Raw genomic sequence first — 13493 nt, 5'->3', positions numbered from 1 at the left:
GAACAATGCAAATCGCCGCATTATTAAGCGAGGCTGGCAACGCCTTGCGTGCAGGAGATCGCGCCAAAGCCAAGCAATTGGCTTCGCAAGCCTTACGCCTTGATAGCAAACACGTTGAAACATGGCTGTTCTTGGCTGAGGTTGTCGAAGCGAGCGAGCAAAAACGCGATTGTTTCCAACGGGTTTTAGCGTTCAATCCGACCAATGCTGCGGCCAAACAAGGCTTGCAGTTGCTTGATGCACCAACTGCCCCAGCAGCACCGCCCGCAGTTGCGAGCGTTGAATTGCCAAAATCGGCGTGGTTTGGCAATCAAGCGGCTGCATCACAGCCAACCAGCAGCACTATCGCCACGCCACCACTCCCGACCAGTGCGTCGAGCACAGGCATTCGGCCATTGGCTCAAGCATCAACGCCATCGTTAGCAGAATTGAGCAATCTGCCAGCCAGCATGCCTGCTGCGCCAAACTACGCTCAGCCAATCCAAGCTGGCTACCCGCAAACGAACTATAGCCAACCGAATCAAGCCACCGTACCAGTAAATAATCATCATCAAGTTCAATCACAATCAGGCCAAGTAGTTTATCCACACATCAAGCCAAGCTACAATGCTACGTTATTAAAATCGCTAGTGTTTACCGTTATAGGCTTGTTCATGTTTTGTTTTGCGGTCAATGCTTTTTTTGATTTAACCAAAGAACCACCACCAACGCCAAAGGTCAGCGCCCAAGATCGCACCACGGCATTCATAAATGAGACAATTAATTTCTTAATCAATCCGGATTTTTATAATCGAAGCAAACAGAAACCATTAGTTGAGCCTTTTCTAAATAACTACTTTGTTGAAGAGGAACGCCTCAATGACGGTAGAATGGGCCATGGACTACTCAATAAGTATAATAATAGTGATGGGAGCAACGATCTGCTTGAAGCCTTACCTTTTATTAAGGAAACGTATGTCACCCCAATTCAATATCAAGTAGTTTCGCAAACCAACGAAAAAGTTACGCTAAAATTGCTGAGTGGGGATGCAGTAATTGTCTATCATAATGGCAAATTTCGTACTTCAGCACTCACAAAGAGTTTTGATACATTTACGTGGGTCAATCGCGATGGCATCTGGTATCTTGCTGCAACAACTGAGCCATAAAATCGCTGATTAGGTTATTTATCTCAGAAATATTGGTATAGAATAGAATAAGCTGTTACTCCGCCCCAATGCTGTGGCTGGTATAGTTAAGCGAGAGAGTCGAAGGCCATTCTTTGTGCGGAGGCTTAGAACTCATGGATGCAACAGCCGATATTGGCTTAATCGGATTGGCCGTCATGGGCCAAAATTTGGTCTTGAACATGAACGATCACGGCTTTGTGGTCGCTGTCTATAATCGTACCACCAGCAAGGTCGACCAGTTCCTGGCCAACGAGGCTCAAGGCACGAACGTGGTTGGAGCACACTCGTTGCAAGAGTTGGTTTCCAAGCTCAAACGCCCACGCCGGGTTATGTTGATGATTCAGGCTGGGAGCGCGGTCGATGCCACCATCGATCAGTTGGTGCCATTGCTCGAACCAGGCGATATTATCATCGATGGCGGCAACTCGTTGTTTAGCGATAGCAACCGCCGCACCGCCGACCTCGAAGCCAAAGGCTTGTTGTTCATTGGCACTGGGGTTTCTGGCGGCGAAGAGGGTGCGCGCCATGGGCCTTCGATTATGCCTGGTGGTTCGCCAGCAGCATGGCCGCATGTCAAACCTATTTTCCAAGCTATCGCTGCCAAAGTTGATGATGGCTCGCCATGTTGCGATTGGGTTGGCGAAGGCGGCGCAGGCCACTTCGTCAAAATGGTGCACAATGGCATCGAATATGGCGATATGCAATTAATCGGCGAAACCTACGACGTTATGCGCTCGTTAGGCCTCAGCGCCGATGAGATGAGCACAGTTTTTGGCGAATGGAATGAAGGCAAGCTCGATTCATATCTGATCGAAATTACCCGCGATATTTTGGCCTTCCGCGATACTGATGGCGCGCCGCTGGTCGATAAAATTTTGGATAGCGCAGGCCAAAAAGGCACCGGCAAATGGACGGTCGTTTCAGCTTTAGATAATGGCATTCCATTAACGTTAATTGGCGAAGCCGTGTTTAGTCGCTTCTTGTCGGCGCTCAAAGCCGAACGAGTCGAGGCAGCCAAGGTGCTCAGCGGGCCAGCCGAACAACCAACTGCCGATCGCACGGCCTTGGTCAACGATCTGCGCGAAGCCTTGTATGCAGCCAAAATCGTTTCGTATACCCAAGGCTATATGCTGATGCGTGCTGCCGCCAATGAACAAAGCTGGAACCTGAATTATGGCGGGATTGCGCTGATGTGGCGTGGTGGCTGTATCATTCGCTCAGCCTTCTTGGGCAAAATCGAAGAAGCCTATCGCAATAATCCTGAATTGGTGAATTTGTTGCTCGACACCTATTTCAGCAACGAAGTGCAGCAATCGCAGGCAGCATGGCGACGAGTGATTGCTCACGCGGTCACTGCTGGCATTCCAGTTCCAGCCTTGTCGAGCGCCTTAGCCTTCTTCGATGGCTATCGCACTGGCAACTTGCCAGCCAACTTGTTGCAAGCCCAACGCGATTACTTCGGCGCTCACACTTACGAACGAGTTGATGCAGAACGAGGCAAGTTCTTCCACACCAACTGGACTGGTAAAGGCGGCACAACCACTGCCGGCACGTACCAAGCATAAATAATTATGAAGGATGAAGGATGAATTATGAGGAAGCCATTTCCTTTAATAACGATTCATCCTTCATTCCTTATTTTCGCCACCGATTGTCACCAATTATTGGGATTGAACTATTGGCTTTCGGCCATTAGCTATCGCTTTTTGCTTTTTATCCCTCATCCTTTTCAGATAGTATTTTCATCCTTCATTCCTCATCCTTCATCCTTTGTATCGTGCTTTCATCCTTCATCCTTTTCAGAGGGTTGGAACTTAGATGCTATGATTCGCTTCTATCGATAAAAATAGCTATCGCTAGCCAATAAAGTGTTCATCCTTCATCCCTCATACTTCATCCTTATTCAAGGGGGTTATCTATGGATTTAGGTTTAGCCGATAAAGTGGCATTCGTAGCGGCTGGTAGCCAAGGCTTGGGCCATGCAGCAGCCTTGGAATTGGCCCGCGAAGGAGCAAAAGTTGCGATTTGCGGACGCAATCAGGCCACATTACAGCAAACTGCCGCTGCAATTCAGGCCGAAACCAACAGCGAGGTGCTCGCAGTTGTCGCCGATGTAACTGATCCAGCAGCAATTCAAAACGCAATCGCGCAAACCGTAGCCCATTTTGGCGGCTTGCACATTTTAGTGACCAATGCAGGCGGCCCGCCACCAGGCTACTTTGATAATCTCGATGATGCAGCGTGGGAACAGGGCTGGAATTTGAGCTTTATGAGCGTTGTACGATTGATTCGGGCAGCCTTACCGCATTTAAAAGCTGCTGGTTGGGGCCGAATTATCACCATCACCAGTGCTACCGTCAAGCAACCAATGGATGATCTGCTGATCTCCAGTGCGATTCGGCCTGGCGTGGTGGGACTCGTGCGCTCGTTGGCAACCCAGCTTGGGCCAAGCGGGATTACGGTCAACAACCTTGCCCCAGGCTTTACCTTGACCGAACGGGTAAGCGAAATTTTTGCCGCGCGCTCGGCTAGCAAAGGCACAAGCTTCGAGCAAGAAGCGGCGGGCATTACCAACAACACCCCAGTTGGTCGCATGGGCCAGCCCGACGAGATTGGAGCCTTGATCGCCTTCATCGCCTCAACTCGCGCTGGCTATATCACGGGCCAAACATTGTTGATTGATGGCGGAGCTTATCGCGGCTTAGCCTAATTTCAACGTGTATTGGATGTTAGGATTAACCAAATTCAGCCAACGATCAAAAAAGGCGTGCCCAACACATGGTTAGGCACGCATTCGGTTTTAGAGTAATCGAAGCTTACTTGAGGCTTTCAGCAATCTTAGTGGCTTGTTCGCCATCGATATTGCCAGTGATTACAAAGGTTACATCGGCTTCTTGCCAAGTCAAGACAACCCCAACATTGCCACGGCCTTCAATCAAGGTGCCTTGAACGCCACGAACGGTTACTGCCGTGCCGCCACGTTCGATCTTGGCATCTGGATCATCGCCTTTGGCTTGAACCAAGGTCCATTCGAGGTCTGCGCCAGCGTAGGTTTGGATCACCGTGGTGGCTTTGGCAAGGTTCAGCAGTTGAACATCGCTCAAGTTTGTGCCCAAGGTTTCGCTAGGAGCCAACAGGTTGAAGCCTGCTTGCGCCTTGGCTTGATCCAAGGTCAAATCGGTGGTTGGTGCAGCTTGTTCCATTTCCTTGATCATATCGGCAATTTTGACGACTTCAGCACCGGCTGGTGGCTGAGCACTGAATACCGCTTTGTCGATGCCCTTGTTGATTTCGAGGGTTTCGGCAGCAAAGCTCACATTGCCCATATCTTTGGCATCAAGCACAAACTTGACAGGCATCCAATTGGTATCTTCGAGCCATACGTTAATATCAACCAAAAGATCAATTGGCAATTGTTGTTGGGTATCTGCCTTTGGCGCAATGCTTACTTTATAGGTATCAAAGCCAGCAACTTTTTCTTCGCCCAAGATGGTGATCGTCAAGGCATCCAAGCCTTTTTCAACCACACTTTGCAATTGACCAAGCATTGCGGTTTGGTCCATGCGACCGCGACCGCCTTGGCCTTGCTCTTGATCTGGTTGGCCCATTTGCGATTGGCTCAACTCAGCAGCGGTACCAACATACACTTTATTTTCAGCAGGCTCGTATAACCAGCCTTGGGTGCCATCGCTGACGACTTCAACGCCAACCATTTTGGCATCGTTGGCATCGAGGATTTTGGCGCGGAAGGCTTTGATTTCATTGCCATCAGCATCCTTGTTGCCAGTTTTGCTCGACCAAACTTCGGCCTTCATAAAGCCGGTCGCTTGATCCGAGGTGTAGTCGACGCGCATTACCGCATGAACATCGTTGGTATTGGCTTGGCCTTCTCGAATTTTGGTAACGATGTTTTCAGCAGTGATGGCTTCTTGACCACAGCCTGCTAACACCACTGTTAACGCGAGCATCAAGCTCCACATTCGCTTGAACATTGGGTCCTCCTAGCAGTATTGAACGGTTTTATAGTAGCACGGCCCTTGGGTACAAACTAGGTCAGCGATGTAATAAATTGATGAACAGCTATTAACTACCAAAGCCATGCCCCAATTAAACTGACTGCCCAGACGCAAAACCAAATCAAGGTGGCTTGGGTCATTTTGGCCGTCGCAATCCGATCAAGGTCGAGGCCAGGGATGGCTGGTCGCAAGAGTTGGGTCATCAAATTAAACACGCTCCAAGCCACAATCAATAATTGGGCCAAGCGCAACACCGCCAACCATGGCTCGCCCCACCAAACGCCAATTAATCCCACGCCAATGCCTGCAATCAACAGCAAACTACTACGCCAAAGCATGGCGCTTAGCAAAGCCAAATAGCTGGTGCGGCCCAAGGTTTCGTGCTGAATGCGGCTTTGGTTATTGAGTAACAGCCACCATGCTGGCAATTGAATAATGGCAATAATTAGCCCAAGTTGTAATACAACGCCAACCGCCTGAACAACGCTTTGTTCGGCCAAATTTGGTGCACGCAACAAAAGCATATGCACAGCAATTAGCCCAGCCCAAAGCCCAATATAGCCCCACGTTACCCGCTGGTGGCCTTGCAACACCCCATGCACCGCACCCGATTCGATCATCGATTCTGGGCGTGGGCGCGGCATAGCAGCCGTGCGGGCACGTGGTTTTGGCTTGGGTGCTTTTGGGGTTGGCGGCGCTTGATCTTCAAGCCGCACAGTTTCGCTGGGAAGCCGCACAGTTTCACTAGGAAGTGGCACGGTTTTGCTTTCCAAAGGTTGGGTTTGGTTGCGAAAGCGCTGCTCGGCGAGATCATCAAAATCTTCTAGCGCCGAAAGCGCCAGCTGATTATCTGGGTTAATTGCCAGCACGCGATCCAAACAATAGCGCATTTTATCGGCGGAATCGACCACGCCGCTGAGCCAAAGCCACGCTTGCTCATGGTTGGGATCGCGTTGCACAATACTGCTTAATAATTTTCGCGCTTGCTCAATCTGGCCTTGATTCGCTGCTGCTTTGGCCGAGCGCAAGAGTTCATCAATTGATTGTTCGGTCATACTGCTTCCTCAATATTAACAAGCCTATTTTAACCGAGGTTCGCGACACACCGCACAAGCAGTAAGGGCGGTATAATGGAGCCAACCACTGATCAACGCTATCAATGGCTGCATTTGTCGTGAACGATGCAAGCAACTGCCTGCATCGCTAGTGCGGAGTGTCAACGGTGACCTACTTCGACTCTTTGTTAATTGCCAATCGAGGCGAAATCGCGGTGCGGGTGATTCGGGCTTGTCGCTCATTGGGCATCGAGGCAATCGCCGTGTATTCCGATGCCGACGCGCGCGCCTTGCATGTTCGCGAGGCCGATCGCGCGATTCGAATTGGCCCAGCCGCCGCTGCTCAATCGTATTTGAATATCGAGGCGGTGCTGGCCGCTGCCCAACAAACTGGGGCGCAAGCAATTCACCCAGGCTATGGCTTTCTTTCAGAAAATGCCAATTTTGCCCGCGCCTGTAGCGCCGCAGGCATCGCCTTTGTTGGGCCGCCCGCCGCCGCAATTGAGGCTATGGGTTCGAAAAGCGCCGCCAAACGGCTGGCCGAATCGGTTGGCGTGCCCACGGTTCCAGGCTACAACGGCGATGATCAAAGCGAACAACGCTTGCTCGCCGAAGCCGAACGGATTGGCTTTCCCTTGCTAATCAAGGCCTCAGCAGGCGGCGGTGGCAAAGGCATGCGCAGCGTGCATAGTGTGGCTGAATTTTTGCCAGCCTTGGCAGCGGCCCAACGCGAAGCCCTCGCAGCCTTTGGCGATCAGCATGTTTTATTGGAAAAGCTGATCGAACGCCCACGCCATATCGAGTTTCAAATTCTCGGCGATCAGCATGGCACAATGCTGCATCTTGGCGAACGTGAATGCTCGATTCAGCGTCGCCATCAAAAGGTGCTCGAAGAATCGCCATCAATCGCCTTAACCCCTGAATTACGCGCCACGATGGGCGCAGCAGCAGTGCGCTTAGCCCAAGCTGTCAATTATTCCAATGCTGGTACGCAAGAGTTTATGCTCGATGCAGATGGCAAATTTTATTTCCTCGAAATGAATACCCGCCTGCAAGTTGAGCATCCCGTGACCGAATTGGTAACGGGCTTGGATTTGGTGCAATTGCAAATTGCAATCGCCGCTGGCGAACGTTTGCCCTTTGATCAAGCGGCAATTCAGCAAAATGGCCATGCGATTGAAGTGCGGCTGTATGCTGAAGATCCAGTGCAAATGTTGCCCTCAATTGGCCAATTAACCAGCTACACGCCGCCAGAAGGCCCTGGTATTCGGCTTGATACTGGGGTAACGGTCGACGATCATGTGACGATTAATTATGACCCAATGCTGGCAAAATTGATCGTTTGGGGCGAGCAGCGCCAACAAGCAATTGCCCGTTTGCGCTATGCGTTGCAACATTTCGAGGTAGCGGGAGTTACCACCAATATTCCCCTGCTGCAAGCAATTATCAACACGCCAGCCTACCACGAAGGCGCAACTACCACCGATTTTCTGCAAACCCACGCAATTGGCGAGCAATTGCAACAGCGGCAATTACCACCCAATTTGGCCTTAGCAGCCCGCGCCTTGTTTGATTTGGAGCCTGATCCTGCCGCTGCTTTAGTTGCTGACCCATGGAATGTGCCATGGCGCGCTGCGCAGATGCCCCATCATTTGCGTTACCAAAGCGCCGAACAAACGCTTGTGCTCAAGGCGCAGCCGCAAGCTCCCCAACAATGGCTGATGACAATCGGCGACGAGCAATTTGAAATCGTCGTCCTGCGTCGCCATCTCAATCGTATGGTTGTGCGGGTTGCCGACCAAATTTATCAAGCCCAGCTTGAGCAGCAAAGTTTGGTTTGGCAAGGCGTTGGCTATCAGATTGCGCCTGCGCCAGCACCCAGCCTTGAGCAACAGCGTGGCCACAAAGGCGATGCCAGCCTTGAAGCGCCCATGCCCGGCACGATTATCAAACTCCTCGTCGCCGAAGGCGAGCACGTCAGCGCTGGACAGCCATTATTAATTATGGAAGCCATGAAAATGGAGCATACCGTGACCGCGCCCCATGCTGGCATCGTCGCCAAATTGCCCTATCGTCAAGGCCAACAAGTCAGCGGTGGCGTAGCCTTGGCCGAAATCAGCGCCGAATAGCCAATAGTCAAATAAAGCAATACCTTTGGATTAATTTAAAAGGTGTTGCTTTATTTTTTGGGTGGTACGAGCACGTTAAATTCGCGAAAACGACATTGCACTGGTAATTTACCACCAGTTACAATCCCCACATCAATTCGCGAATGGCTCAAACGCGGTATCTTTCCGTGCCATACGAATTGATCATTAATAAAAAAATGGTGCTCTTCCCCCAATACAACCATCGATAACGAGTTTGGTTGACGAATGTTAATTGCTGGATGAAGACTGCGATCACAATAGACCGCCCAATGATCGCCGCCATTACGGGTTTCGCAAATAGAAACCATGCCTATATCATCGCGAATGCGAAACATCCCATGGCTCAAATCACATATTTCTTCAAAAAAGATACAATATCCATCTTCTTCATTATTTGCAGGCGTTAATCGTTCTGCAATCAGCGAAACATAATAATTTTCGGGCGTAAAACATGGCGAATCGCACCAAGATAGACATTTGTGTGAAAATGGCTATAGGCAGTCAATTGATAGCTCTTGTCGACAAATGCGCGTTCCAAGCGACAAACCCCATCATCGCGCCAACCAAGCCCCCAATAATGCCCATTCTGCGTAAAATCATCGTAAAAATAAGGCTGCCACGTCGCCTTGATCGTGCGCAAATCGATCGATTGTGATTTAACTGCTGCTGAAGGTGTGACAACATGTTCCCAAACTTTGTTTAGTTCAAATTCTTCAATGACACTAACCGGGGTTTGATAACGCACCCACGCAGGGTTGATACCGTAAAACAAGACATCAGCTTCAAAGGCCGTTAAATAGAGCGTAGCAGCAATTTTCTCAATTTGGTGAATATACCGTGGGCGAAATTTACCTGTAAACCAGTTATTCATGGTGGTCAGCGAAACTCCAACCTGCTCAGCAAGACGGGCTTGGGTTAGTGTTTCATCACGATGCAACATAAAAAAAGCCCGCAACAACTCGGCAAACGAATGGCGCGACATTTATACGACCTTTCATTGACTTTGAAAAATACACAAGTGGCAGCGTTGGCGTAGTGCTACAGTTTCTAGCGAGCTCAATTCACCGATAGATCTATCGAATTCGACTTAGTTGGTATTGATTAGCTAACACTGTATTGGAGTATCGTGTCATGAACCAATTAACCAAACGTGAATTCGAGGTTGCCGAGTTATTGAGCCAAGGCCAATTAAATCGTGAAATTGCCGCCCAACTCTGTGTCAGTGAAGTAGCAATTGAACAGCATTTGACTAGGATTTATCGCAAGTTGGCGGTTCGCAATCGGGTCGAAGCAGTGCTAAAATTACGCGGCATGCAGCAAGAATGTATGGGTTCCCATAGTATACAAGATCTTTCGCACTAGCTACACTAAACCTATCGAAACCTTACTACCACATTGCAGCCAAGCGAATCTTTAGCTTTCTTGTTTGGAGGATCTCTGTATGCATGGTGGAGGAAGAATCTTCGGCATGGTGGGGTTGTTGGCATTAATGTTCAATCTAATTGGCATGCCATTAAGTTCAACGAGTGCGCAAAATCGAAAATTACGCCAGCTAACAATCGCACCCGCTGGATTTCCAAAAACGTTGGTTAATCAGTTAGAAACCATTCCGCTTAACGATATTCCCAAGCTAGCCAGCGCAAAATCGATCAGCGTTGCTGATAGCCGAAGTAGCGAAGAATGGATCTTCTTCAGCATTACGCCACTCAGTGCTGATGGAAGCAAAATCGATCCTGCTACAAGCTTAGATGCAAGCTCATTGGCTATCGCGGTCAATGATCACGATAAGGGCTGGACGATTGCCATCGAACCGCAAGCAGCATTTTATCAACAGGTGAGCAATGCACCCGATAGCTTACTCTCGCCCGCTGCTAAAACGAGTCTGTTGTCAGTCCAACAAAAAGCTGTTCAAGCTGTTAATTATCGCTTTCCTTGGGCAGCAAGTAATGGATGGCAGTTATCGCCTGCGCGGCCTACCATTTGGCACAATGGTCGTGCCGTGGATGTTGGGCGCAATGGCGGTGACCTGCGAGTGCTTAACCCCGCCAATGGAGTTGTAACCCAAGTCTGTTATGGTTCAATCAGCGTCAATCTCAATATTCGCTACAACGATGGCAAAACCTTTGGCTATCTTCACCTTGATAAAGCGAGCGTTGATAGCAGTATCATCAATGTTGGCCAGCAGTTGCCGCAAGGCTATGTGCTTGGCAGCGTCTGGAAGGGCTACCTGAATGATAGCTTTCCCAGTTGCGGTAGTACTGCGAGTGCTTATCAATCAGCTACCTATGGTCATCTCCACTGGGTTTTACCAGAAGGCGTGAACATCGTTGATGGCTGGACAATTCAATATCCGATTAATTATTTTGAGCGTAATGGCGAGCACCGTGGGGCTGGCGCTTCGTTCGATTCATCAAATACCAATGTGCAATTGGAGTTGGCTAATCCTTCGTTTGAATATGGGTTTGAAGGTTGGTTTCGCGATGGCCCATGCAATGCAGTAACTTATTCCGATTCACCGATTGATGGTAACCTCTATCTGGTAACCAATCGGAGCAATACCGAAAGTTGTGGCTCGATTTTCCAAGACACGCTTTATCCCGTCCAAGCAAATCACACCTATCGCCTAGCGCTCATGGTTCGTTCGTCTAATGGCAATCAGTTGAGTGGCACGCTGGCCTTGTGGGGGCTTGGCACAGCGTCGAATGATAATGGCAATACCAATGTCACTACAGTAGGCACAAACTGGCTATGTCTCGAAACTGTGTTCAAACCAACAATAAATTATCCCAAACTAAGAGCGCAGTTCTACCTAAAATCGATGAATGGCGACTATCATCTCGATAATGTAACCTTGCGCGAACAAACAACTCCAATTTGCAGCACCATGGCGCTGCATAACCCATCGTTTGAGCAAGGAACCCAGGGCTGGTCAAGCTCAGCTCCATGCTACATTGGAGCAGGCTCTGGTTCTGCGGTTGATGGCAATCGCTATCTGGAGGCCAATCGCAATGGTTCAGAAAACTGCCATTCAGTCTCCCAAGATCTGACCTATGGAGTCCTAGGAAACCGTACGTATCGAATTGCGGTTTGGGTGCGTTCGCCAAACGGTGTACCGTTGAGTGGCACGCTGGCCTTGTGGGGACTTGGTATTTCAGCTAATGAGAATGGCACTAAAAATTTCACTACCAGCGGCTCAGGTTGGCAGTGTGTCGAAGCGGTTTTTCAGCCAAAAACTAATCATTCAACATTTCGGGCCGAGTTCTATCTCAAATCAATGGGTGGCGATTACAATTTCGATGCGGTAGCTGTTCGCGAGCAGGCAACGCCTATGTGCCCCTAAGCGCAAAGGTTAATCGCTAGCTTTGACGAGCGCAGTTGTGAGCAGCTGCGTTCGTTTTATGTTTAGCGCTGCTCGATGAGATGGCGGGCAAAGCTCAGCAAATCGGGCACAATCAAATCGGGGCTGTGCTGCGAGGCTTCAGTCGTGGCTTGGGGGCGCTTAACCCAAGCTGCATGCAACCCAGCGAGCTGCGCACCTTGAACATCGCGCAACAAATTATCGCCAATATACCAAGTTTTGGTTGCTGAGGTTGGCACGTGCGCCAAGGCATGGCCAAACAAACGAGGGTCGGGCTTGCGATAGGCATAATCCGAAGAAATGATAATTGGCGCAAAATATTCGCCTATGCCTAGTTCAGCCAATTCGGCCAGCACAATTACTCGTTGAGCATCGGAAACAATGCCAAGCTGGTAGTGCTGGCGCAAAAGTTCTAGGGCTTGCTTGGTTTCGGGGAAAAGCCGCAAATGTTTGATGCTCAGCACCCGCAATAATTGGCTCATGCTCACAGCCTCAGCAGGATCAAGCCCAAACTCGGCCAGCAAACTAGCCCAAACCTGCTCAGTTTGCCATTCGGGATAGCGTTCGTGGGCAGGCAGATTGGCTTGCATCGCCACAAAATAACGCTTATGTAAACTTTCCGCAGTACAAGCCACGCCCCGATAGCGCAACCACTGGGCCAAATGCTGCCACAGCGCTGGTTGATGCTCATCGGTGTGCACATCAACCAGCGTGCCATAGACATCAAACAAGACTAGCGGACGACCAGACATGCCTGCGCCTCCGCCACTAAGCGTTGGCGATAGTCCCAGCTAAACCATTCGTTGCGCGCAATCCGCAGCAAATAGCAGCCCATATAAAATTGGCCGCGCTGGGTAAATGAGGCAAATTCGGCCTGATCAAAATCGTTCAACAAGCCATAACGATCATAGACCCGCCGAATCAGCCACTCGGCAGCGGTTGCATCACCAAGCATGTTGAAGAAGGCATGCTTCAATTCAGCCACCATACAGCCAATATCAATCGCTGGATCATCGTGGCGGGATCGCTCCCAATCGATCAATGCAAGCTCAGCGGGAGCGGTAAACAGCATATTGGCTGGCGTTGCATCGCCATGAATCATCGAGCGCAAGCCTTGTTCCAGCTCGCCGCTGTTTGCCCAATGAGCTTGGAGCATGCGCAAATTGGCTAAGGCAGCATGGTTGAGCAAGCCTTGACCACGCAATTGGCGCAGCAATTTTTCCCAATATTCCCATGCATTGGTTGAATCAATACTATCGGTGGTGGCAGTACGACGATGCAAGGTGGCCAGCCAGCCAGTGATCGTATCGACATAGGCCATCAAGGGGCCTAAATTGCGGGTTTGCAAAGTGGTTTCGAGAATCGACCCCCAACTTTGGCCTGGCAACCATTCGGTAATTAGCAACAGGCGCTCAGGGTCGGTGGCGAGTGGGCGGGGCACAAGATAGGGTGCTTGGGCAAAACCAAGCGCGTGCAACTGAGCCAAGGTGGTGGCTTCGCGATTCAATAAGGCCCGCGAATAGGCTGGCAAAAAGCGCCGACCATCTAAGCCGGTTTTATGCTCAAACGATTTAATAACCACATGGACTCCGCTATGCGCCTCGTGCACCCGCTGCACACTGGGAGTATTCATAATTGGTTCGACATTGAACGTTGGGTGTAACGTGAAAATCCCTAAACTTGGCAGAGCTTGATCACGTAGCGCAGGAAATGCGCGATGATCTGAGAGCAGCATGATCGTCATC

The 13493-nt window shown here is 50.1% G+C and carries 12 protein-coding genes; 6 read left to right on the top strand and 6 right to left on the bottom strand.

Features of this window, described 5'->3' with window-relative positions:
• Positions 1-5 precede the first annotated feature (5 nt).
• The 3 genes from JOD20_RS06525 to JOD20_RS06515 all read left to right on the top strand — a co-directional run bounded on the left by JOD20_RS06525 (position 6) and on the right by JOD20_RS06515 (position 3879).
• Positions 6-1148 carry a tetratricopeptide repeat protein gene (locus tag JOD20_RS06525; protein ID WP_204754484.1) on the top strand — a complete coding sequence of 381 codons (1143 nt, stop codon included), beginning with the start codon at positions 6-8 and terminating at the stop codon, positions 1146-1148.
• A 134-nt stretch (positions 1149-1282) separates the two neighbouring features.
• Positions 1283-2734 carry a decarboxylating NADP(+)-dependent phosphogluconate dehydrogenase gene (gene gnd / locus JOD20_RS06520; RefSeq protein ID WP_204754483.1) on the top strand — a complete coding sequence of 484 codons (1452 nt, stop codon included), beginning with the start codon at positions 1283-1285 and terminating at the stop codon, positions 2732-2734.
• 353 nt (positions 2735-3087) lie between these two features.
• Complete coding sequence (locus JOD20_RS06515) at positions 3088-3879, top strand: SDR family oxidoreductase (protein WP_204754482.1); 792 nt, start codon at positions 3088-3090, stop codon at positions 3877-3879.
• 106 nt (positions 3880-3985) lie between these two features.
• Here JOD20_RS06515 and JOD20_RS06510 read toward each other — a convergent pair whose 3' ends face one another.
• Both JOD20_RS06510 and JOD20_RS06505 read right to left on the bottom strand, forming a co-directional pair.
• Positions 3986-5161: an outer membrane lipoprotein-sorting protein gene (locus JOD20_RS06510; protein WP_204754481.1), complete on the bottom strand. Its 1176-nt coding sequence runs from the start codon at positions 5159-5161 to the stop codon at positions 3986-3988.
• 95 nt (positions 5162-5256) lie between these two features.
• Complete coding sequence (locus tag JOD20_RS06505) at positions 5257-6240, bottom strand: tetratricopeptide repeat protein (protein WP_204754480.1); 984 nt, start codon at positions 6238-6240, stop codon at positions 5257-5259.
• Between the two features lie 167 nt (positions 6241-6407).
• Here JOD20_RS06505 and JOD20_RS06500 point away from each other — a divergent pair, with 167 nt between their 5' ends.
• Positions 6408-8369, top strand: a complete 1962-nt coding sequence (locus JOD20_RS06500) for an acetyl-CoA carboxylase biotin carboxylase subunit (RefSeq protein ID WP_204754479.1) — start codon at positions 6408-6410, stop codon at positions 8367-8369.
• A gap of 50 nt (positions 8370-8419) precedes the next feature.
• On the opposite strand, the gene JOD20_RS06495 is transcribed toward JOD20_RS06500, so the two are convergent.
• Together JOD20_RS06495 and JOD20_RS06490 are read right to left on the bottom strand one after the other, a co-directional pair.
• Positions 8420-8698, bottom strand: a complete 279-nt coding sequence (locus JOD20_RS06495; RefSeq protein WP_204754478.1) for a hypothetical protein — start codon at positions 8696-8698, stop codon at positions 8420-8422.
• 110 nt (positions 8699-8808) lie between these two features.
• A complete protein-coding gene (locus JOD20_RS06490) occupies positions 8809-9372 on the bottom strand; it encodes a helix-turn-helix transcriptional regulator (RefSeq protein ID WP_204754477.1) in 564 nt (187 codons plus the stop codon).
• A gap of 149 nt (positions 9373-9521) precedes the next feature.
• On the opposite strand from JOD20_RS06490, the gene JOD20_RS06485 reads away from it, so the two are divergent.
• A complete protein-coding gene (locus JOD20_RS06485; protein ID WP_204754476.1) occupies positions 9522-9752 on the top strand; it encodes a response regulator transcription factor in 231 nt (76 codons plus the stop codon).
• 79 nt (positions 9753-9831) lie between these two features.
• Positions 9832-11730 (top strand): carbohydrate binding domain-containing protein, encoded by a 1899-nt coding sequence (locus JOD20_RS06480; protein ID WP_204754475.1) that lies wholly within the window; start codon positions 9832-9834, stop codon positions 11728-11730.
• 62 nt (positions 11731-11792) lie between these two features.
• On the opposite strand, the gene JOD20_RS06475 is transcribed toward JOD20_RS06480, so the two are convergent.
• Both JOD20_RS06475 and JOD20_RS06470 read right to left on the bottom strand, forming a co-directional pair.
• Positions 11793-12500 carry an HAD family hydrolase gene (locus JOD20_RS06475; protein ID WP_204754474.1) on the bottom strand — a complete coding sequence of 236 codons (708 nt, stop codon included), beginning with the start codon at positions 12498-12500 and terminating at the stop codon, positions 11793-11795.
• Positions 12482-13492 carry an aminoglycoside phosphotransferase family protein gene (locus JOD20_RS06470; protein WP_204754473.1) on the bottom strand — a complete coding sequence of 337 codons (1011 nt, stop codon included), beginning with the start codon at positions 13490-13492 and terminating at the stop codon, positions 12482-12484. The genes JOD20_RS06475 and JOD20_RS06470 overlap by 19 nt, the downstream gene beginning before the upstream one ends.
• Position 13493 lies beyond the last annotated feature (1 nt).

The organism is Herpetosiphon giganteus (assembly GCF_016907925.1).
In the GTDB taxonomy this organism is placed as follows: Bacteria; Chloroflexota; Chloroflexia; order Chloroflexales; family Herpetosiphonaceae; genus Herpetosiphon; species Herpetosiphon giganteus.
The sequence above is the reverse complement of the archived record's forward strand: the minus strand, read 5'-3'. Positions and strand labels throughout refer to the sequence as shown.